General features: G+C 64.2%; 14 protein-coding genes and 1 tRNA gene. 7 read left to right on the top strand and 8 right to left on the bottom strand.

The window, feature by feature from the left end; translation table 11 throughout:
- Nucleotides 1-10: 10 nt before the first annotated feature.
- Nucleotides 11-748, bottom strand: coding sequence for a FadR/GntR family transcriptional regulator (locus OKW87_RS04240; protein ID WP_322740331.1), 738 nt, complete (start codon nt 746-748; stop codon nt 11-13).
- A gap of 238 nt (nt 749-986) precedes the next feature.
- Between OKW87_RS04240 and OKW87_RS04235 the strand changes: the two genes are divergently transcribed.
- From OKW87_RS04235 to OKW87_RS04215, 5 genes are all read left to right on the top strand, one after another.
- The gene (locus OKW87_RS04235) at nt 987-2,195 is read left to right on the top strand and encodes an MFS transporter (protein ID WP_265542562.1); all 1,209 of its coding nucleotides are present in this window, start codon (nt 987-989) and stop codon (nt 2,193-2,195) included.
- A 361-nt stretch (nt 2,196-2,556) separates the two neighbouring features.
- Entirely contained in the window at nt 2,557-4,029 is a 1,473-nt protein-coding gene (locus OKW87_RS04230; protein WP_265542560.1) for an alkaline phosphatase family protein, read from the top strand.
- A 101-nt stretch (nt 4,030-4,130) separates the two neighbouring features.
- On the top strand, nt 4,131-6,734 hold the full coding sequence (locus tag OKW87_RS04225) for a TonB-dependent receptor (protein WP_265542559.1): 2,604 nt from the start codon (nt 4,131-4,133) through the stop codon (nt 6,732-6,734).
- Nucleotides 6,735-6,958: 224 nt separating this feature from the next.
- Complete coding sequence (locus tag OKW87_RS04220; RefSeq protein WP_265542557.1) at nt 6,959-8,134, top strand: serine/threonine protein phosphatase; 1,176 nt, start codon at nt 6,959-6,961, stop codon at nt 8,132-8,134.
- A 26-nt stretch (nt 8,135-8,160) separates the two neighbouring features.
- Entirely contained in the window at nt 8,161-9,729 is a 1,569-nt protein-coding gene (locus OKW87_RS04215) for an alkaline phosphatase D family protein (protein ID WP_265542555.1), read from the top strand.
- A 383-nt stretch (nt 9,730-10,112) separates the two neighbouring features.
- On the opposite strand, the gene OKW87_RS04210 is transcribed toward OKW87_RS04215, so the two are convergent.
- The 7 genes from OKW87_RS04210 to OKW87_RS04180 all read right to left on the bottom strand — a co-directional run bounded on the left by OKW87_RS04210 (nt 10,113) and on the right by OKW87_RS04180 (nt 17,309).
- Nucleotides 10,113-10,187: transfer RNA gene (locus OKW87_RS04210), tRNA-Glu, on the bottom strand.
- Between the two features lie 57 nt (nt 10,188-10,244).
- Nucleotides 10,245-12,008 (bottom strand): single-stranded-DNA-specific exonuclease RecJ, encoded by a 1,764-nt coding sequence (recJ, locus tag OKW87_RS04205; RefSeq protein WP_265542552.1) that lies wholly within the window; start codon nt 12,006-12,008, stop codon nt 10,245-10,247.
- A gap of 159 nt (nt 12,009-12,167) precedes the next feature.
- Nucleotides 12,168-12,899 (bottom strand): prolyl hydroxylase family protein, encoded by a 732-nt coding sequence (locus OKW87_RS04200; protein WP_265542550.1) that lies wholly within the window; start codon nt 12,897-12,899, stop codon nt 12,168-12,170.
- A gap of 103 nt (nt 12,900-13,002) precedes the next feature.
- Complete coding sequence (locus OKW87_RS04195; RefSeq protein WP_265542548.1) at nt 13,003-13,893, bottom strand: RcnB family protein; 891 nt, start codon at nt 13,891-13,893, stop codon at nt 13,003-13,005.
- A gap of 371 nt (nt 13,894-14,264) precedes the next feature.
- The gene (locus tag OKW87_RS04190) at nt 14,265-14,801 is read right to left on the bottom strand and encodes a (2Fe-2S)-binding protein (RefSeq protein ID WP_265542546.1); all 537 of its coding nucleotides are present in this window, start codon (nt 14,799-14,801) and stop codon (nt 14,265-14,267) included.
- A 158-nt stretch (nt 14,802-14,959) separates the two neighbouring features.
- Complete coding sequence (locus OKW87_RS04185; RefSeq protein ID WP_265542544.1) at nt 14,960-15,718, bottom strand: class II aldolase/adducin family protein; 759 nt, start codon at nt 15,716-15,718, stop codon at nt 14,960-14,962.
- A 190-nt stretch (nt 15,719-15,908) separates the two neighbouring features.
- Nucleotides 15,909-17,309 (bottom strand): helix-turn-helix domain-containing protein, encoded by a 1,401-nt coding sequence (locus tag OKW87_RS04180; RefSeq protein WP_265542542.1) that lies wholly within the window; start codon nt 17,307-17,309, stop codon nt 15,909-15,911.
- A 265-nt stretch (nt 17,310-17,574) separates the two neighbouring features.
- On the opposite strand from OKW87_RS04180, the gene OKW87_RS04175 reads away from it, so the two are divergent.
- Complete coding sequence (locus OKW87_RS04175; RefSeq protein WP_265542540.1) at nt 17,575-19,101, top strand: acyl-CoA carboxylase subunit beta; 1,527 nt, start codon at nt 17,575-17,577, stop codon at nt 19,099-19,101.
- A complete protein-coding gene (locus OKW87_RS04170) occupies nt 19,082-19,435 on the top strand; it encodes a hypothetical protein (protein WP_265542537.1) in 354 nt (117 codons plus the stop codon). The genes OKW87_RS04175 and OKW87_RS04170 overlap by 20 nt, the downstream gene beginning before the upstream one ends.
- The last annotated feature ends 2 nt before the right edge of the window (nt 19,436-19,437 follow it).

Raw genomic sequence — 19,437 nt, 5'->3', positions numbered from 1 at the left:
CTGACGATATTCAGTCTCGGGCCGGCGAGCGGTTGATGAAATCGAGCACGTCGCCGATCAGCTTGGCCATGGCTTCTCTGGCCAGTTCAGGCTTCCCGGCAGCGATGGCCATGTAGACCGCTTCATGGTCGCCGATGCACGCCTTGCCACCCGCCTGCTGATTGGTCACTCGGATCGAGGTTCGCAAAGCGATCGTCACGATTTCCCGGAATTGGGACAGAAACGGATTGCCGGACGCGCGGAGCACCGCGACGTGGAAATCGATGTCCGCGCTCAGCGGATTGCCATTTCCCTCGGCGGCTTCGCGCATGTGGGTGAGGCCCAACCCGATCGCCGTAACCTGCGCAGGGGTAGCGCGGCGCGCTGCCAGGGCCGCGGCGTGGGGCTCGACCGTCATGCGCAATTCGTTGAACTCGCGTAGCAAGGCGTTGGACAATTTCTGTTCCATCAGCCAGCGCAGGACATCGACGTCGAACAGGTTCCAGCTTTCCTCTGGCTGGACGAAGGTCCCGACTTTCGGGCGCGCGATCAGTAACCCCTTGGCGGTGACCATCTTGATGGCTTCGCGCGTCACCGAGCGGCTGATGCCGTGCGTCTTGCTCAGTTCCGCCTCGGTCGGGAAAGGCTGCCCTTCATATTCGCCGCGAACGATCGCTGCGCCAACCGTATCCACCAGGTTGCGAGTCAGCGTCTGGGCGAACTGACTTACGCCATCCAATTCGTCGATCGGCTTGGTCGCCATCTTCATGCTCTTTCCCGTTTAGCGCCATGCCGCCGAGCGCGGCATCGTTGCTAGCGGAAAACGGCGTCGATGAACAACGCCCGCGGACGGTGACGGCGCTAGTTTGCAAGCCTATGGGGCGCACATGGACCATGTTGGCGATGAAGCGAAGCGCGCGCCGTCGCCGCGGGCGGGCAGGGGGCTAGGGCGCGTTGGAGGTCCCGTCGCGGGTGCTAGCGTAATCGCGGCGATCGTCGCGGCAATCATGCTCAACAACATCGATCGCCAGATGCTGGGCTTGATCAAACCGCTGCTCGATCAAGAGTTCGGCTGGCCCGGCGGCACCTATAGTCGGATCACTGCGGCGTCGCAGATATCCGCCGCACTGTGCTTGCCCTTGATGGGCTGGATCGCCGACAAGGTGTCGGCACGCCATTGCCTGGCATGGGGCGTCGCAGCCTGGAGCGCGCTGACCGCGGCGCAGGCGATGGCGTCCGGCATGCAGTCCATGCTGATCGTCCGCGTCTCGCTCACCGGTGCCGAAGCGATCGGTACGCCGGCGGCACTGAAGATGCTGGGCAGGCTCGCCCCCGCGCGACGGCGGGCGTTCGCACTCGGACTTTTTAACATGGCGCCAAGCCTTGGCGCGATGATCGGCCCGGTGGTGGTCCCGCTGCTCGCCTGGTCGTTCGGCTGGCGGTGGGCGGCGCTCGCCATGGGTGGGCTGGGGCTGCTGTGGGTCCTCTGGTGGCTTCGGGTCGCCCCCGCCGATCCAGCGCCGGTCATGCCGGAGCCGGGTATCGCGCGGCATGACGATGCTGTGCTCCGCAGGCCCGCCACGTGGCTGCTGATCGCCGCCAAGGGACTGACCGATCAGCTCTGGTGGGTGTTTCTCTACTGGCTTCCTGTCTTTCTGCATCAGAGCGGGAGCGATAGCGTGACGGGATGGGCAGGCAGCGTGACAGGCATCTATATCTGGGCCGCGCTCGGAAGCCTGATCGGTGCCTTTGTCCTACCGCACTGGCGCAGCGGCCCTTCGCTCCGGGCGCAGCTTTCGATCGCGGTGTGCAGCCTGGCGGTGGCAGGCCTGCTACTTCTCGCGACCGCGCCGGTGGCGGTCGTGAGCGTCGCCGCCTTCGCGCTTGCGATCTTCGGACATCAGGTGATCTCCGTCCTGATCTTCTCGCAGATCAGCGACAATCGGCATCGTGCGCGTACGGGAACGATCGCCGGCATTGCTGCCTTTGTCGGCAACATGCTTGCCGTCGGATCGGTAACGCTGGTCGGTCAGTCGGTAGCCGCCGGGATGGGCCAGGCGCCGGCGCTGATCGGGCTGGCGGCGGCATATGCCCTAGGTGGGGCCTGCATGGTCGCAGCGAGAATGCTGAGTGCCCGACGGTCAAACTGCTCCCCGCGCCTCTCCGATTATTCAGCGGCCGGTGACCATGCTGATGGGCCGGTCCTGATGCCGTAGCGACGGTGCGGTGCCGCAAGGCCTAGTCGCTACGAGCACAGGTCGTGAAAGGTTGGGCGAATCTCACCGTGGCGTAGCGGGTCTGCTGTTAGCGCAACCCGTGGTCCGGGTGTCGACTTCCCGGCCGCCTGCCTCGCGCTATGACCACTTTCCTGACCACGCCGCGTTTGAAATTCGCTCCGAGCGGCGGGAACTGCTGCGGTGCAACACAGACGCAACCCGCTCGTCATAAACCACGGTTATCCGGCCACTATTCATCCGAATCGGACTGAATATCGAGCATTCCGGGGCAGTGAATCCGGACGCAGATGCACGTCTGCTAAGCATGGGGGCCACAGTGACGAAAGTATCAGACGACGGCATGTTCACCCGCCGCCGATTGTTGAAAGGGTCGTCCCAGGTGGCGTCCTTTGCGGCCGCATCGTCGCTGATGCCGGCGAACGTGCAGAAGCTGCTTGCTCAGTCGCCCCGCCGCGCAGGGTCGCTGAGGGACATCAAGCATGTCGTGATGTTGATGCAGGAAAACCGATCGTTCGACCATTATTTCGGCACCATGCGCGGCGTACGGGGATTTGGCGATCCAGATGCAATGACGTTGGCCAGTGGCAGGAGCGTGTTTCATCAGCCGGACGCGGTGAACCCGAAGGGGTATCTGCTTCCCTTCCACCTCGACACATTCTCGACAAGTGCCCAACGGATTCCCTCGACCCGCCATTCCTGGGAGGTACAGCATGACGCATGGAACGGTGGGCGGATGGACCAGTGGCTGCCCGCGCATCGCAAGGCTGATGGCGCAAACGGCCCGTACACGATGGGATATTTCAACCGCGAGGATATCCCCTTCCATCGGGCGTTGGCCGAAGCTTTCACGATCTGCGATTCCTATCACTGCTCGGTGCTGGGTTCGACGCGGCCAAACCGGTTTTACTACCTCACCGGCACGATCGACGCAGATGGACGCCATGGCCTCCCTCAAACGACCCAGAAGTCGCCTGCTGAGGGACTGACTTGGAAGACTTACGCAGAACGGCTCGAGGAAGCGGGCGTAAGTTGGAAGGTCTATCAGCATGCGGACAACGGCACCGGCTTCAACGTGCTGCGCCTGTTTCGCGCGTTCATGGATTCGGCGCCGCACTCACCGCTCCGCGCAAAGGGAATGCCGTCGGCCTCGGACGGGCAGTTTGAGTATGACGCGCTGCATGACCGACTTCCGGCGGTAACTTGGCTCTGCCCGACCAACGAAGGCTGCGAGCACCCCGGCAACTCCAGCCCGGCCGCTGGCGCGGAATTTATTGCCAGCAAGCTCGATGCGGTCGCGGCCAATCCCGACGTGTGGGCAAAGACTGTCTTCATTCTCAACTATGACGAGAATGATGGCCAGTTCGATCATGTACCGCCACCGGTGCCGTCCGAGGGCGCCATCGACGAATTCGTTGACGGAGTCCCTGTAGGCGCCGGCTTCCGCGTTCCCTGCATCATCATCTCGCCATGGACGGCGGGGGGATGGGTGTGCAGCCAGCCCTTCGATCACACCTCGATCCTCCAGTTCCTGGAGCGCTTCACGGGTGTGAGAGAACCGAACATCTCGGATTGGCGGCGCGCGACCTTCGGCGATCTTACGGCCGCTTTTCGCTTCGGCGAACCCCGAGCCAAGCCGCCGATCCTACCGAGCACGGGCGGCCTGCTGCACCATGCGAGGTTCGCAGCAGCCAACCTGCCGGCGCCGGCGATACCGAGCGGCGACCAGACCCTTCCCGTTCAGGAAAGGGGAAAGCGACCGCACACCGCGCTCGCAAACCTGAAACCCGACACGCGGCCCGCAACGAAGGGCTGATCCACCAATCGAATTCGAATGACGGCCCGGCGGGAGGTAGCAGCCTTCCGCCGCGCAAAACACTGGGGAAAACAATGACTTTCGCTATCGCTCGCATATTCTTGACCACGTCCGTTCTGGCGCTGGCCACTGCCGCTCAAGCACAGGATTCGGGCGCTGCGCGCGCCGCCGGCGACGAAGAAATCGTCGTCATCGGCAGTGCCGCGCGTGCTGCCGAAGATGTAAACAACCGCCGCCAGGCGCTGGGTGTGGTCGACACGCTGACTCAGGATGATACCGGCGATCTTGCCGACGAAACGCTTGCCGATGCGCTGATCCGCGTGCCCGGCGTCAGTTCGATGCAGACGCTGTATGGCGAGCAGGAAGCTGCCTATGTGTCGGTGCGTGGGATCTCGCCCGATCTGAACTTCACCTCATTCGACGGCATGGCAATGTTCTCGTCCGCGAACGACGGCGACGGGTTGCGCCGCGTCGACCTCAATCTGATCCCGACGCAGATTTCGCGCACGACCCAGATCTTCAAGACCTTCACTTCCGATCTGGACGCCGGCGCGATCGGCGGCGTGACCAACATCGTCCCGCGCAGCGCCCTGAATGACAAGGACACTTTCTACATCGACGCCTTTGTCAGCCTGCAGACCGGCTATGGCAAATATGTGCCCGGGGACAATAGCCGCGGAAGCTACAGCGATACCCCGTGGGGCGGCGGCGTGAAGGGCCTGTGGGCGCGGAAATTCGGGGGCGAGGGGCAGTTCGGCGTAGTGCTCTCCGGCGTCTATCGCCAGCGGGCCTATGATTATACCAAGCGCAACCCGAACGGCCGCGTCTTCTATCAGCCAAACGGCGCGGCGGCGAACGCAAACCTGTCGAACTGGGATGGCTTGCATCCGCTGCCGACGCTCATCCGGCCGATGGATTATACCCATTTCACCCGCACCTTCGGTGGATCGGCGCAGCTCGAATATGAGCCTGCGCCGGGGCTGCAGCTATCGCTGCTGGGCTACGAATATAAGCAGCTCGAGGACCAGACGCTCAACCAATTCTATGTCGAGCAATATACCGGTCTCGTTCGCACTGGCCCCGAAACCGCCAGATTGAAGATTGGCCGCACACGGCCTTCTTATTCCTATGACCGGTTCGAGAATGAGACGCGCGGCTTCATCTTCAAGACCGTCAAGGAATTCGATTCCAACGCCGTCCTTGAAGCTCGCGCCGGCTGGAACATGAACAGGTTTCACGACACGGATTTGACCGCGATCTATGCCTATAGTCCGCCGAGTTCGTTCATCAATTATGACATGTCGGAATTGTCGGACCGGATCACGATCGACAATTATGATCCGCTGATCAACACGGCGAACTACCGGCTGTCGGCCGCCTCCGACCTGTTCGTCGATGCCAAGATGACTTCGGTCGAGGGCAAGCTAGATTACCGGAACAATTTCGGGCGCGGCAACAACGGCTTCGGCTTTGCGGTGGGCATCGATGCGCGCAAGGTCGAAGCGACGCGCAACCAGGCGCAGACTACCTACGTCAACAATAGCAGCGCGATGGGCGATATCGGCTTCGTTCCGGATGGCTTCCTGCCCTGGATGTATGACATGCCGGTGCTCTGGATCGACTATGCCAAGTTCGAGGCAAACGTGAAGCCCAACCTGGCGATCAACCAGGCCACCACCAACAACGCTGCCTGGTCGGGCGACTATACCTATAAGGAGCGCATTCTCGCCGGCTATGCATCGGTGACCTACGCTACCGACACCTTCAACGCGGTCGCCGGCTTTCGCTACGACGATGTCGATTATGAGGCGTCGTCGCCCCTCGCGGTCGGCGGTCGATATGCCGGCGCGTTCCAGCAATATGATGGGGGCTATCGCCACTTGCTTCCCTCTATTCTTCTCTCCCAGCAGCTCGGCGACAACTTCCGAGTCAAGGCCGGCTACAGCCGCACGCTCGGCCGCCCCGCATTCGAGCAGATCGCCCGCGCCGAGACCCGCGACGACGACGAACTCGTCATCTCGCGCGGCAATCCCGATCTCAAACCGCGCCGCTCGGACAATTTCGATCTCGCCGCCGAATATTATTTCGCGGGCAGCGGGCTGATCGCGCTCAGCGGATTCGTCAAGAACATCAAGGACGACATCTATACGATGCGGGGTGCCGATCTTGTCATCGGCGGCGTCACCTATGAGGTGACCCAGCCGATGAACGCACTGTCGTCGAAAATGAAGGGGATCGAGTTCCAGATCGTCAGCAGCGAGATTCCGGGGCTCCCCGGATTTCTGAAGAACAAGCTGGGTGTCTCCGCCAACGTCACGCGGATGTGGGCGAACATGGATTATCTGTCAGGCACCACCGAGGTTCATCTCGACGCGCTGCAATATCAGGCCGACTGGCTGGCCAATGCGAGCCTCTTCTATCGCCTTCCCGGAAACGGCGAGGTGCGGCTGGCGTATAACTGGAAGAGCAAGAGCCCGATCTCGCTCGGCGCCTATTCCTGGACCACCTACTGGCTGGAAGCGCGCGGCCAGCTCGATGCCGCGTTCCGCTACGCGCTGGGCGATAACATCATCGTCAAGCTGCAGGCGAATAACATCCTTCAGGACCCGATCGCCCAAGGCTATTATGACGTGCCGTACGAGATGCGTCGCTATGAGATGACTCGCAATCGCTCGTTCCAGTTGGATCTCATCTTCAAGATGTAGCCGGTCGCGGGGGGAGCGCCGCGCGCGCTTCCCCATTGCCGGGCAGCCCGCCGCAATCTCCCCCCCCCCCCGACACAAGATCGAAAGACGAGTTGATGGCCCATCGTGAAATAGTTGCGCTCCGGGCCGTAGTTGGCCTCACGGCCGCCCTTGTCGCCGCCTTCTCACCGACGGCTCATGCCGAAGCATATCGAAAGGGGAAATGCGGCGACTTCACGGTCGCGATGATTCCCGACACGCAGAACTACGTCGACTACCGGCATCAGAAATGGTCCGGATTCCCCTTCGATGCTGTCGAGCAATTCTATGCACAGATGCAGTGGGTTGCTGCCAACGCGAGAAGCGCTGGCGGCGACATCGTCTTCGCCACGCATATGGGCGATGTCTGGCAGCATTATTCCGAATGGATGGACCCCGAACATGCCGCGCGCGGCTTCAAATGGATCGCCAATGGCGGCTCGGAAGTCGCCATGTCGCCAAAGGCCCACACGCGATCGTTCGAAATCCCCGCCGCGATTGCCGCCTATCAGCTGATCGCGGGCAAGCTTCCTTTCTCGGTGATCCCCGGCAATCACGATTTTGATGCCTTATGGACCGATCCGGCTCACCCGCCGAGGCCGGAGCTCAAGAAAGCCGGCCTCCGCCATGTCGGCGGCCTGAGGGGTTTCCAGTCGGCCTTTTCCGACAAGTCGCAATTTTTCAGCGGCCAGCCTTGGTATGTCGGTTCGCACGAGGGCGGCGCCGACAGCGCGCAGATTTTCACCGCGGGGAAATGCCGCTTCCTCCATATCGGGTTGCAATATCATGCGCCCGACGCCTCGCTGGCCTGGGCGACCGCAATGCTCCGCCGCTTTCCCGGTCTGCCTACAATCGTCTCGACGCACGATTATCTGGCCCGCAACGGTTCGCGCAACCTGGCCTCCAACCCCGACAACAGCGTTCTCGACCGGCGCGACAACAACCCGCAGATGCTGTGGGATGCGTTCATCAGCCGAAACGACCAGATCTTCCTCGTGCTGAGCGGTCATGTCGGCGGCCAGGGCTTCAGTGTCGAGACCAACCGATCCGGCAAGAAAGTCTATCAGATGATGGCCGACTATCAGGGTCGCGGCCAGACCGCCAAGGACGGGGGCGCCGAAGGCAGCGACGTGGGCGACGGCTGGCTGCGGCTGCTGCGGTTCCGGCTGGACGCGGATCGGCCGTCCATCGAGGTCCGCACCTATTCCACCCATTATGGCAAGTTCGCGTCCGAGATTCCCGACTATGGCGCCTGGTACAAGACGCATGACGGGCAGGCGAAGCTCTCTGACCGCGAATATCTCGACCGCGAAGAGTTCAACATTGAGCTCGACGATTTTCACCGCAGGTTTGGCGCTCCCGCCCGCGCATCGGCGCGATAAGCCAGTCTCCAAACGAAGGATCAACCATGCAGTTCGATCGCCGCACCCTGGTCAAGAGTATGGGCTCGCTCGCCCTCTTTGCAGGCATCGAGAGCCGGGCGGTGTTCGCCCAGACGCTCGCCGGATATCCGTTCACGCTCGGCATTGCTTCGGGCGATCCGCATCCGGACGGCTTCGTGTTGTGGACGAGGCTGGCGCCCAAGCCGTTCGATCCGGGAAGTGGCATGCCGATGAAGTCGGTGCCGGTGCGCTGGGAGGTCGCCGAGGATGCGCGTTTCGCGCGCATCCTCCAATCGGGCGAGGCTCTCGCGCGGCCCGAACTGGGCCACTCGGTCCATGTCGAGGTGAAGGGACTCCACCCCGCGCGCCTATATCATTATCGCTTCCTGACGGGCGACCACGCAAGTCCGGTGGGCGCCGTACGCGCGGCTCCGGCGGCTGGCGCGGTGGTGGATCGGCTGCGCATCGGCGTTGCCGGCTGCCAGCATTATGAGAATGGCTATTTCACCGCATATCGCCATATGAGTGAGGAGCCCGATCTCGACGCCGTCTTCCATTATGGCGACTATATCTATGAGCATTGGGCCGGACGGCAGTGCCCGAAGGCCGGCGACGGCGAACGCAACTGCTTCCGCACCCATCATGGCGACGAGATCTATTCGCTCGACGATTATCGCCGCCGCTACGCGCAGTATAAGATGGACCCCGATCTGCAGGCGGCGCACGCGGCGGTCGCCTTTCTGCCCAGCTGGGATGATCATGAGATCGACAATAATTGGGCCGCGCAGTATGATGAGCAGGGGACGCCGCCCGAACTGTTCCTGATGCGCCGCTATGCCGCGATGCAGGCGTGGTATGAGAATATGCCCGTGCGTCGAGCGCAGTTTCCGGCGAATGGCGGCCTGCACATGCACCGCCGGTTGGACTATGGGCGACTGCTGCGCATCCATTTGCTGGATACGCGCCAGCACCGGACCGATCAGCGTTGCGCGCCTCGCAAGACGAACGATTGTCGGCCAGTTTCCGACGGCCGACCGTCGCAGATGCTCGGCGCAGCGCAAGAGAATTGGCTAAAGGGGGGGATGCGCGCGGACTTCGGATGGAACCTGCTTGCGCAGCAGGTGATGATGATGCCGTTCCGCTACCTCGAGAGCCGTGCCGAGGGCCGGGAAAACCTCGATTCCTGGAGCGGCTATCCAGATGCGCGGGCACGCATTGTGGATACAATCCTCGAAAAGAAGCTGACCAATGTAATCGTCGCCACCGGCGATGTGCACAAGCACCATGCCGGCGTCGTTCCCGCGCGCGAGAATGAATGGGAAGGGCCGGCCGTTGCCACCGAATATGTCGCCTCTTCCATCTCGACGGGTGGGGACGGATCGGACATTCCGAAGGGCTGGGAAAATGTCCTTTCCGAAAACCCGCAGACGAGCCTGCTGAACGATCAGAGGGGCTACCAGCTGTTTACCATCGGGAAGAAGGAGTGGCGCACGGACGTCATAGGCGTCGAAAAGGTGACAGCTCCCGGTGGCGAGAGGCGGAAGATTGCGACGCTAGTGACTGTGCCCCGGCAGCCGGGCGTCCATCGACTGTAGGATCGTAAGCGGATCAAAGGTCGCAGCGTATCAGCCCGCGCGGCAGTCTCGCGGTAATAGGGGGCCTGGTGTGTCCCACCCCCGTAGCTAGACGAAAGCATGGCCCCCGCCACCAAAGCTTCACGTCCGCGGCCGGCCCAGTGTCGCTGGGTCGGGCGACTGGTGCATCATGGCCGCTTCCACGGTTCCGGCCCAGAAGCGGTCAGGCCGCAACCGGCCGATCCCTCCACGCAAGCTTCCGGGCAGCGAGAAATCGCAATCGTCGTCCAAAGGCATGTCCGCGCAAGCCGATAGAGCCGCGAAAAATGTGTAAGACGAAATGTGGAATGCGATTCTGCCAGATCGTCCGAAATGGCGCGGTTTTGCTATTTTCCGTTAGACGATGGTGACCCCTACGGGAATCGAACCCGTGCTTCAGCCGTGAAAGGGCCGCGTCCTAACCGCTAGACGAAGGGGCCGTCGTGCGTGGAAGCGCCGGTTAGGCAAAGCGGGGCGGATGGTCAAGCGCTGTCCGCTCATTCTGCCCATGCGGCGTCGTCGATATGCAGTTCGGCGGCGGGGCGGGCGCCCCAATCGTCGATCTTGGCGCGACCGGCGAGCCAGAGCTTGCGGTGGCGGGGAGCGGAAAGGAGCGCGGCGCCGAGTTCGCTTTCGGCCTGGCGGAAAGCCATCGCCTTGATGCTGCGGCCGTCGTCACCGGCGACGATCGCACGGACATGGCCGTTGCCGACCACGTCGCACTTGATCACGCTGACCGGGCCTGCGGCGATGCGCGGGCCGGGCCAGCCCATGCCGTAGGGACCGCCGGCCTCCATCGCGGTGACGAGAGTGGGGACAACGCCGCCGGGGGCGACGACGGCGTCGAGCAGCAACGCGCGTTCGCCCATCGCCGCGGTTACGCGTTCCGCGAGTCGATCTTCGAGGAAATCGGCGAAGGCGTCCAGCCGATCCTCGGCGATGGTGAGCCCGGCGGCCATGGCGTGGCCGCCGCCGGCGTGGAGCAGGCCCGCATCCTTGGCGGCGAGGATCGCGGCGCCGAGATCGACGCCCGGGATCGAACGGCCCGAGCCCTTGCCGATGCCATGCTCGTCGATGGCGATGACGATCGAGGGGCGACCGGTCTTTTCCTTGAGTCGGCCGGCGACGATGCCGATCACGCCGGCATGCCAACCGCGCTCGGCGACGATGGTGATCGCGCGGTTGCCCTGTGCCTGACACATCGCCTCGGCGGTGAGCTGGACATCGCCTTCGATCGCGCGGCGATCGTCGTTGAGCAGGTTGAGCTCCTCGGCGATGGCGCGGGCTTCCTGCGGATCACGGGTGGTGAGCAAGCGGACGCCGAGATCGGAGCGGCCGACGCGGCCGCCGGCGTTGATCCGGGGCCCGAGCGCGAAGCCGAGATCGGTGCAGGTCGGGGCGCGGGTCAGTCTGGAGGCCTCGATCAGCGCGTTCATGCCGATGTTGCGGCGCTGCGCCATGACCTTGAGGCCCTGCGCCACGAAGGCGCGGTTGAGACCCTTGAGCGAGGCGACGTCGGCGACGGTGCCGAGCGCTACCAGATCGAGCAGGCCGAGCAGGCGGGGCTCGGGGCGGGTGGCGAACCAGCCGCGGGCGCGCAGCGTGCGGATCAAGGCGGCGCCGAGCAGGAAGGCGACGCCGACCGCGGCGAGATGGCCGTGCGCGGCGCCCTCTTGCTCGTCGAGCCGGTTGGGATTGACCACCGCATAGGCCACCGGCAGCTCGGCGGCGCATTTGTGATGGTCGCAGACGATCACGTCGGCGCCGGCATCGTGCGCCATCTGCAGCGCCTCGAACGCCTGCGCGCCGCAATCGACGGTGACGATCAGGCTGGCACCTTCGTTCTTGAGCCGGACCAGCGCCGCGCCCGACGGGCCATAGCCTTCCATCAGCCGATCGGGGATATAGGGTCGCGCCTCGAGACCGAGATCGCGCAGCAGCAGGATCATCAGCGCCGCCGAGGTGGCGCCGTCGACGTCATAGTCGCCGAAGATGGCGACCTGCTCGCGCGCCTCGACGGCGTCGGCGATGCGTTCGGCGGCTTTGTCCATGTCGCGGAAGATCGAGGGATCGGGCATGAAGGCGCGGATGCTGGGGCTGCGATGGTCCTCGAGCGTCTCGCGGGTGCAGCCGCGGGTGAGCAGCAACTGGGTCACCAGATCGTCGGGTGCGAAGCCGGGATCGCGCGCATCGGCTGCGAGCCCGCGCCAGCGCCACGGCTGGCCGAGGATCGAGCGGTGGATGTTCAGGACGGGCGACATGCGTTTGCTGTGGCTTGTGGCAGTTTGCTTGTCGAGGGGCAGGGCGCGGCAAAGGTCACACAAGGTCACACTAACGGCTATCATTTATTTTATTTCGATAGCGAAACAATAACAGATTAAGCTGTTGATTTGTGATGATTCTGTGGCCCGCGCTCCCGCCTACTCGCTTGTCGCCTTCTCGGTGCCGCCGGCGATGTAGGTCGTGATGTGGTCCTTGATCCAGGCGCCCTCGCGAAACCACTTGGTCACGATATATTTCATCCCCTCGATCACGCGCATGCCTTCGTGCAGCGTGTCGTAATTCGGAGTGCCGTCCGGTAGCATGTTGTTCCACACGACGAGCATGCCGCGCTTGGGCTTGAAACGCATGCCGGCGCGGGGGAACCAGGTCGCGCCGCCTTCTTCCACCTGGTTGAGATAGGCCATCGCGGTCCAGGTGCGCTGGCCGCCGGTCTCCTTCATCTTCGCCCAATATTCGCTCTGCTCGTGGAAATAGTCGCAGTGGGCGCGAAATTGCTGATCGACCGCGTAGCGCTGGCCCTGCAGCGTTTCGGCATTCTCCTCGGCGATGCCGAGCAGGTTGGCGATGCGCAGGTCGATCGTGCGGACCTCGTCGGACCAGCGATGCAGATCCGAGCTGTGGCTGGTTCGGTAATCGGGGTCGTCGCTCATCGCGAGCAAGGTGGAGGGGCGGGCAGCGGCGTCGATCAGGCCGATCAGCGTGTCGCACTCGGCATCGCTGATGAACGCATCGACGCTGTACATCTGGGCGGCTTCGGTGCGGGCGCGCTTGACCGCGGGGTTCGCCTCCAGCCGGGCGGAGACCTCGCGTCCGATGCGCGCGCGAAGGGGGGAGGGGCCTCCCGAGATGGTGCCGATATTCTTGCTCACGCGTGCGAAATCGCGTGCCTGTGTCCGGATTGCAAGCGCTCGAACGCCAAGGGGCCCGGCGTTTCCGCCGGGCCCCAGATCTCTGGTCAGGGAGCGGGCGCCCTTACCAGAAGATGTCGTAGATCGTGTCGACCACTTCGCCGGTGTAGATATCGACCAGGATCGCGTCGTTATAATAGCGCACCCAGCGATAGGGGCCGTCGACTTCGGGCAGACGATAGGAATAGGGATCGTTGATCCAATATTGCTGCGAATAGAGGATCGAGCTCAGCGTGAAGCCGATCCCGAAGCGGCGATAGCCGAAGCCCCAGCCGCTGGGCGCATAATAGCGCGGCAGGCGATAGAGGCTGCGGTTGCTGGTGCGATAGCCGCGCCAATCGTAGCGGCGATCGTTGCGCCAATTGTTGTTCCAGCCACCGCGACCGCCGCCGCGATTGTCGTTCCAGCCGCCGCGATTGCCGTTGCGATTGTCGTTCCAGTTGCCGCGATTTGCAGCGCGATTGCCGTTCCAGCCGCTATTGCCACGGTTGAACTGGGTGCGATCTTCGCGGCGCTCCTGGCGGAAATCCTGGCGATCGTCGCGACGATCGGTGCGGAACTGCTGACGCGTCACCTGGCCATTTTGTAGCTGGCTGCGATCCTCGCGGCGTTCCTGGCGAAAGTCCTGCCGGTCGTCTCGGCGCTCGGCGCGATATTGCTGGCGCGGTGCGGCCTGCGCCCCATTGAATGCCGAGCGGGCCTGGCGGCGCTGCTGGGCCACCTGTGGCGCTGCTTGCGGTGAAGCCTGGACCGGCGCGGCCTGCTGGCGCTGCTGACGCGCTTCCTGGCGTTGCTGGCGGAATTCCTGCCGCTGCTGCGGTGCCATCTGCTGGCGCTGCTGGCGGACTTCCTGGCGCGCCTGCTGCCGCGCTTCGCGGTTGCCGCGATCCTGGGCAAGCACCGGCGGAATGAGCGCCGTGGCGGCGATCAGCACCGCGACAATTGTCTTCTTCATCTCACTGTCTCCGCTCTTCCGACATGGCGCCGGTTACGTAACGCGTCGTTAAGGCCTGCCGGATGAGCGGTTGCTGAATTGCGGTGAAAGGTGATTGAAAGCTTAGGGTCTGAACTCGATACCGGCAACGCCCGAGATTGCCCTGTGAAGTCTGCTGGCAAGGCGGATTGCGCAGTCGCGTAGCGGCGCTACGCGCAAGCGATCCAACGCAGTCCAGCGGGCTTCACAGGGCAACCGCAGAGCGGCGGGCGAATTTTGGCCCAGGGCTGCGTTCCTCGTCGGTCACGATGCTCAGCATCGCTCCCTCCTCGCGCCTTGCCCTGAACCAAAATCCGCTCCGTCTCGGGCATTGCCGGTATCGAGTTCAGACCCTAGCCCTCCGGCAGGGGCGAAACATCTGCTTCGGGGAGTGCAGGGTCACCTCGGGCGAGGCGCGCCGCATCGGTGATCGCGCCAATCAGCCGCGGATAGATGCCGCAGCGACAAATATTGGGAATCGCCGCCTTTATGTCTTCCTCGGAGGGCATGCGATTGCTTCGCAGCAATACCGATGCGGCCATCACGATCCCGGGGATGCAATAGCCGCATTGGGGCACTTGGGCAGCGATGAGGGCCTGCTGGACGGGATGGCTGCGGTCGCTGGAGAGGCCCTCGATGGTGGTGACGAAGGTGCCTTCGAGCGCGCCGATCGTCTCCTGGCAGGCGAGCCGCAGCCCCCCGTCGACATCGACCGCGCAGGCGCCGCAGTCGCCGGTGCCGCAGCCATATTTGGTGCCGGTGAGGTTGGAGGCGTCACGCAACGCCCAGAGGAGGGGCGTGCGCGGGTCCATCTTATATTCGACGGGTTGGTTGTTGACGGTGAAGCGGGTCATGGCGGGGGTGTAGCGGGAAACGGGGTGGGGGGACAAATTCAGTGGCGAGAAAGAGCATGTAAACTCCCGCTCCCGCAGGGAGCGGGAAGGGGCCCGCCGCGCAGCGGTGGGAAGGGTGAGGGCAGCATTCCGCCTCGACCCTCACCCTTCCGCCGACTTCGTCGGCTCCCTCCCTCTCCCAATGGGAGAGGGACTTAGTCCCGCCAGCTTTTGTCGTTGCGGTCGACCAATCGCACCATCGCTGCAAAGTCGGCCGCGCCCGGGCCGCCGGGGACCTGGGCCATGTGGAGGTCGCGCTGGTGGACCGCGACGACCTCGTCCGACACCAGAAGCGGTTCGCCCATCGACATCGTCGCGACCTGGATCTCGCAGGCGCGCTGGAGCGCCCAATGCTTGACGAAAGCTTCGGGCACGGTCTTGCCCATCACCAGGATACCGTGGTTGCGGAGCAGCATCATCCGCTTGTCGCCGAGATTGGCGAGCAGCCGCGCGCCTTCCTCGTCGCGCACCGTCACCCCCTCGAAATCGTGATAGGCGATCTGGCCGATGAAGTTGCACGCATAGAAATTGACCGGCCGAAGCCCGCCCGCGACACTGCTTACCGCCATGCCGGCCGTGGTGTGGGTATGTGCGATGCAATGCGCGTCGGGCAGATGGCGGTGGAACAAGGCATGCTGGACGAAGCCGGCGCGGTTCACCGGATACGTGGAATCGTCGAGCTTGTTGCCGTCGATGTCGATCTTGACGAGGCTCGAGGCGGTGACTTCGCTGAAATGCAGCCCGAACGGATTGATCAGGAAGGCGCCTTCCTCGTCGGGCACCTTCAGCGTGATATGATTGTAGATCATCTCGGACCAGCCGAGATGATCGAACACGCGGTAGCAGGCGGCGAGCTGCTGGCGCGCCTCGCGCTCGGCCTGGGACATCTGCGCGGATGCGATCGCGGTGGCCATTGCATTCTCTCCCGGATTTTTCGTTGAGTCGGTATGCCATGGATCTGGCGGCGCGATCAATTCCTCCCCGGCACGGGGAGGTGGCACGCGAAGCGTGACGGAGGGGGCTCTCCTCTGGGGGCGTCGCTCGCGGCCCGCCCCCTCCACCACGCCCTGCGGGCGCGGGTCCCCCTCCCCGTGCCGGGGAGGATTAGCGGAACGCGTAGGGCACAACCGAGCGCCGATCCGCGTCGATCTCGATCACCGAGCCCGCGGGCGGGAAGGCGCGCTGGTCGCAGTCGGCGCGGGGGCAGATGCGGCATGAGGCGCCGATCGGAGTCGCCGCGCCGCCCGGACGGAGATCGTCGGCATAGACGAAGTCCGCGGCGTGCATTTCCTCGCAGCCCAGCGCCACCGCATAGCGTCGCGGCGGGCGGGCGTAGCTGCCCGAGGGTTTGACGAGCCCCTTGGCCATCGAGACGTAGCGCGTGCCGTCGGGCATTTCGGCGAGCTGGACGAGGATGCGATCGGGGATCGCCACCGCCTCATGCACCACCCAGAGCGGGCATGCGCCACCGAAGCGGGCGAATTGCAGGCGCGTGGCCGAGTGGCGCTTGGTGATGTTGCCCGCCATGTCCACGCGGCAGAAGAAGAAGGGCAGGCCCGCGGCGCCGGGGCGCTGGAGGGTGGAAAGGCGGTGACAGGCCTGCTCGAAGCTCACCCCGAAGCGCTGGCGCAGGCGATCGATATCGTGGCGGACGTCGCGCGCGGCGGTGCGGAAGGCGTCATAGGGCATCAGCAGCGCGCCGGCGGCATAGTTGGCGAGGCCGACCGACAGCAATTCGCGCGAGGCGTGGCTCGCGGCGCCCGATTGCGCGACCACGTGGCGCATCGCCTCGGCGAATTCGGTGCGGACGAGACGGTGCGCGAGCAGAAAATAGCGGCTTTCGGGCGGGAGCGCGGTGTTGAGCGCCAGCGTGCGCGCCGCCGGATCGAAGCGGCTGAGCTGGCTGCCGTCGCCATCCTCGCTGAGCGTGCGGATGCCGTGCCGGTCGCGCAGTCGCGCTTCGAGACCGTGCGTGCCGGGTTCGAGCAAACCCGACAGGGTTTCGGCGGCGCGATCGATCGTATCGACATAATTGCCCTCGGCCTGAAACCAGTCGCGTACTTCCTCCCAGGGGAGCGGGGCGGAATCGATCGAACCGGTGTCGAAGCGATCGTCGAGCGCGCGGAGCTGCTCCTGGGTGCGGCGATAGGCGTCGTGGAGCGCGACGAGGCGGCGGGCGAGGAGCGGCTGTTGTTCGAGTCCGCGGCGGACGTCGCCCTCGGCGACCCGGTCGGCAGGGACGCTGCTGTCGGTCGCGGCGTCGATCGTGCGGAGGAGGGCGGAGGTTTCGGTGGCGGCGCCGATCTCGGCTGCCTCGAGCGGGAACTCGCGGGCGAGCGCCAGAAGGACGACGTCGGTGATCGGGCGGTCGTTATTCTCGATCTGCGAGAGATAGGAGACCGAGATGCCGAGCCGCGCGGCCATCGCCGCCTGGCTCAGCACCAGGCGACGGCGGAGATCGCGGAGGCGGAAGCCCTCGAACAGGCGGCGGCGGGGGGTCACCATTCTTCTCCCCTCCCTGCAAGGGAGGGGTCGGGGGTGGGTGGCGTGCTCGCGTTACCGCGGTCCGGTCCCCGGCATATCCGTATCGCCCGGACGCGACCCACCCCCATCCCCTCCCTTGCAGGGAGGGGCGTGCTCTGGGGCTGGCGGGGCGCTTTTCTCATTCCCAATCCCTATTCTGCAAACCTACCCACTGCAACTTTGCAACATTGCATTTGCGTCGCAGCCCGCGCCCTGTGCACAAGGCGCGACCCTCTTGGAGACCTGCATGTCGTCGACGATCGAGGAACTGGAGCGCCGCCGCGCGGCTGCCCGGCTGGGCGGGGGGCAGAAGCGGATCGACGCGCAGCATGCCAAGGGCAAGCTGACCGCGCGCGAGCGGATCGAAGTCTTGCTCGACCAGGGTTCGTTCGAAGAGCTCGACATGTATGTCGAGCACAACTGCGTCGATTTCGGGATGGAGGACCAGATCGTCCCCGGCGACGGCGTCGTCACCGGCAGCGGTACGATCAACGGCCGGCTGGTGTTCGTCTTCAGCCAGGACTTCACCGTGTTCGGCGGCTCGCTGTCCGAGCGCCACGCGCAGAAGATCTGCAAGGTCATGGACATGGCGATGAAGGTCGGCGCGCCCGTCATCGGCATGAACGACAGCGGCGGCGCGCGTATCCAGGAGGGCGTCGCGAGCCTCGGCGGCTATGCCGAAGTGTTCCAGCGCAACGTGCTGGCCAGCGGGGTCGTCCCGCAGCTCTCGCTCATCATGGGGCCCTGCGCGGGAGGCGCGGTCTATTCCCCGGCCATGACAGACTTCATCTTCATGGTTAAAGACAGCTCATACATGTTCGTCACCGGCCCGGATGTAGTGAAGACCGTTACCAACGAGATCGTCACGCAGGAGGAGCTGGGTGGAGCGGTGACGCATACCACGAAGTCGGGGGTCGCTGATGTGGCCTTCGATAATGATATCGAGGCGCTGCTCGCGGCCCGCGACTTCGTGGACTTCCTTCCGGCTTCCAACAGGGAGCCCGTGCCCGAGCGTCCGTGCGACGATCCGTGGGACCGCGTGGAGGAGAGCCTCGACACGCTGATTCCGCCGAGCGCCAGCCAGCCTTATGACATGCACGAATTGCTCCGGAAGACGCTCGACGAAGGCGAGTTTTTCGAGCTGCAGCCGAGCCATGCGGGCAATATCCTGATCGGCTTCGGGCGGATTGAGGGGCGAACGGTGGGCGTGGTGGCGAACCAGCCGATGGTGCTGGCCGGGTGCCTCGACATCAACTCGTCCAAGAAGGCGGCGCGATTCGTGCGCTTCTGCGATGCGTTCGATATCCCGATCGTGACGTTCGTGGATGTGCCGGGGTTTCTGCCCGGGGTCGGGCAGGAGCATAGCGGGATCATCAAGCACGGCGCGAAGCTGCTGTTCGCTTATGCCGAGGCGACGGTGCCGAAGATCACGGTGATCACCCGGAAAGCCTATGGCGGGGCGTATGACGTGATGGCCTCCAAGCATCTGCGCGGCGATCTGAACTATGCCTGGCCGACCGCGGAGATTGCGGTGATGGGGGCGAAGGGGGCGGTGGAGATCATCTTTCGGGGGAAGACGCCGGAGGAAATTGCCGAGCGGACTGCGGAATATGAGGCGCGCTTCGCCAATCCGTTCGTGGCGGCGAGCAAGGGGTTCATCGATGAAGTGATCCTGCCGCATTCTACGCGTCGGCGGGTTGCGCTAGGGCTCAGGAAGCTGCGGAGGAAGCAGTTGGAGAACCCGTGGAAGAAGCATGACAATATTCCGCTGTAGCGTGGTCTTGGCAGGGCTGCTGGCGGCATGCTCGGCGTCACGCACCGACCCGCCGCCCGACCCAAGCACGCCGATCGGAAAGATTTTCGAGATCTCGAATTTCGCCGAACGCTCGGCAGCGCTAAAGCAGTTTGCCGACGCGCGGCTCAGCAATCGCGCGGCACTTCAAACCGAACTGCGGACCGCAGGTTTCGTCGAATCGAGATTCCGCAACGACACAGGCGTTGAATGCCAGGGGTTTCGCTGGACTGACAATGGCTCCTGGCCAGTGGTGGTGCTGCTCAACATCTGCGGCGAGGAGGTTTTTGCCAATGCTGGCCAGATCGCGCCTTAGGA

The sequence above is a fragment of the Sphingomonas sp. M1-B02 genome (assembly GCF_026167525.1).
Taxonomy (GTDB): Bacteria; Pseudomonadota; Alphaproteobacteria; order Sphingomonadales; family Sphingomonadaceae; genus Sphingomonas.
This window is presented reverse-complemented; position numbering and strand designations above follow the sequence as displayed.

Excerpts from the sequence above, each read along its gene's own strand:
- OKW87_RS04240 (WP_322740331.1), bottom strand. The coding sequence starts at position 748 with ATGAAGATGGCGACCAAGCCGATCGACGAATTGGATGGCGTAAGTCAG.
- OKW87_RS04235 (WP_265542562.1), top strand. The coding sequence starts at position 987 with ATGCTCAACAACATCGATCGCCAGATGCTGGGCTTGATCAAACCGCTG.
- OKW87_RS04230 (WP_265542560.1), top strand. The coding sequence starts at position 2,557 with ATGTTCACCCGCCGCCGATTGTTGAAAGGGTCGTCCCAGGTGGCGTCC.
- OKW87_RS04220 (WP_265542557.1), top strand. The coding sequence starts at position 6,959 with ATGATTCCCGACACGCAGAACTACGTCGACTACCGGCATCAGAAATGG.
- OKW87_RS04215 (WP_265542555.1), top strand. The coding sequence starts at position 8,161 with ATGCAGTTCGATCGCCGCACCCTGGTCAAGAGTATGGGCTCGCTCGCC.
- recJ (WP_265542552.1), bottom strand. The coding sequence starts at position 12,008 with ATGTCGCCCGTCCTGAACATCCACCGCTCGATCCTCGGCCAGCCGTGG.
- OKW87_RS04195 (WP_265542548.1), bottom strand. The coding sequence starts at position 13,893 with ATGAAGAAGACAATTGTCGCGGTGCTGATCGCCGCCACGGCGCTCATT.
- OKW87_RS04185 (WP_265542544.1), bottom strand. The coding sequence starts at position 15,718 with ATGGCCACCGCGATCGCATCCGCGCAGATGTCCCAGGCCGAGCGCGAG.
- OKW87_RS04180 (WP_265542542.1), bottom strand. The coding sequence starts at position 17,309 with ATGGTGACCCCCCGCCGCCGCCTGTTCGAGGGCTTCCGCCTCCGCGAT.
- OKW87_RS04175 (WP_265542540.1), top strand. The coding sequence starts at position 17,575 with ATGTCGTCGACGATCGAGGAACTGGAGCGCCGCCGCGCGGCTGCCCGG.
- OKW87_RS04170 (WP_265542537.1), top strand. The coding sequence starts at position 19,082 with ATGACAATATTCCGCTGTAGCGTGGTCTTGGCAGGGCTGCTGGCGGCA.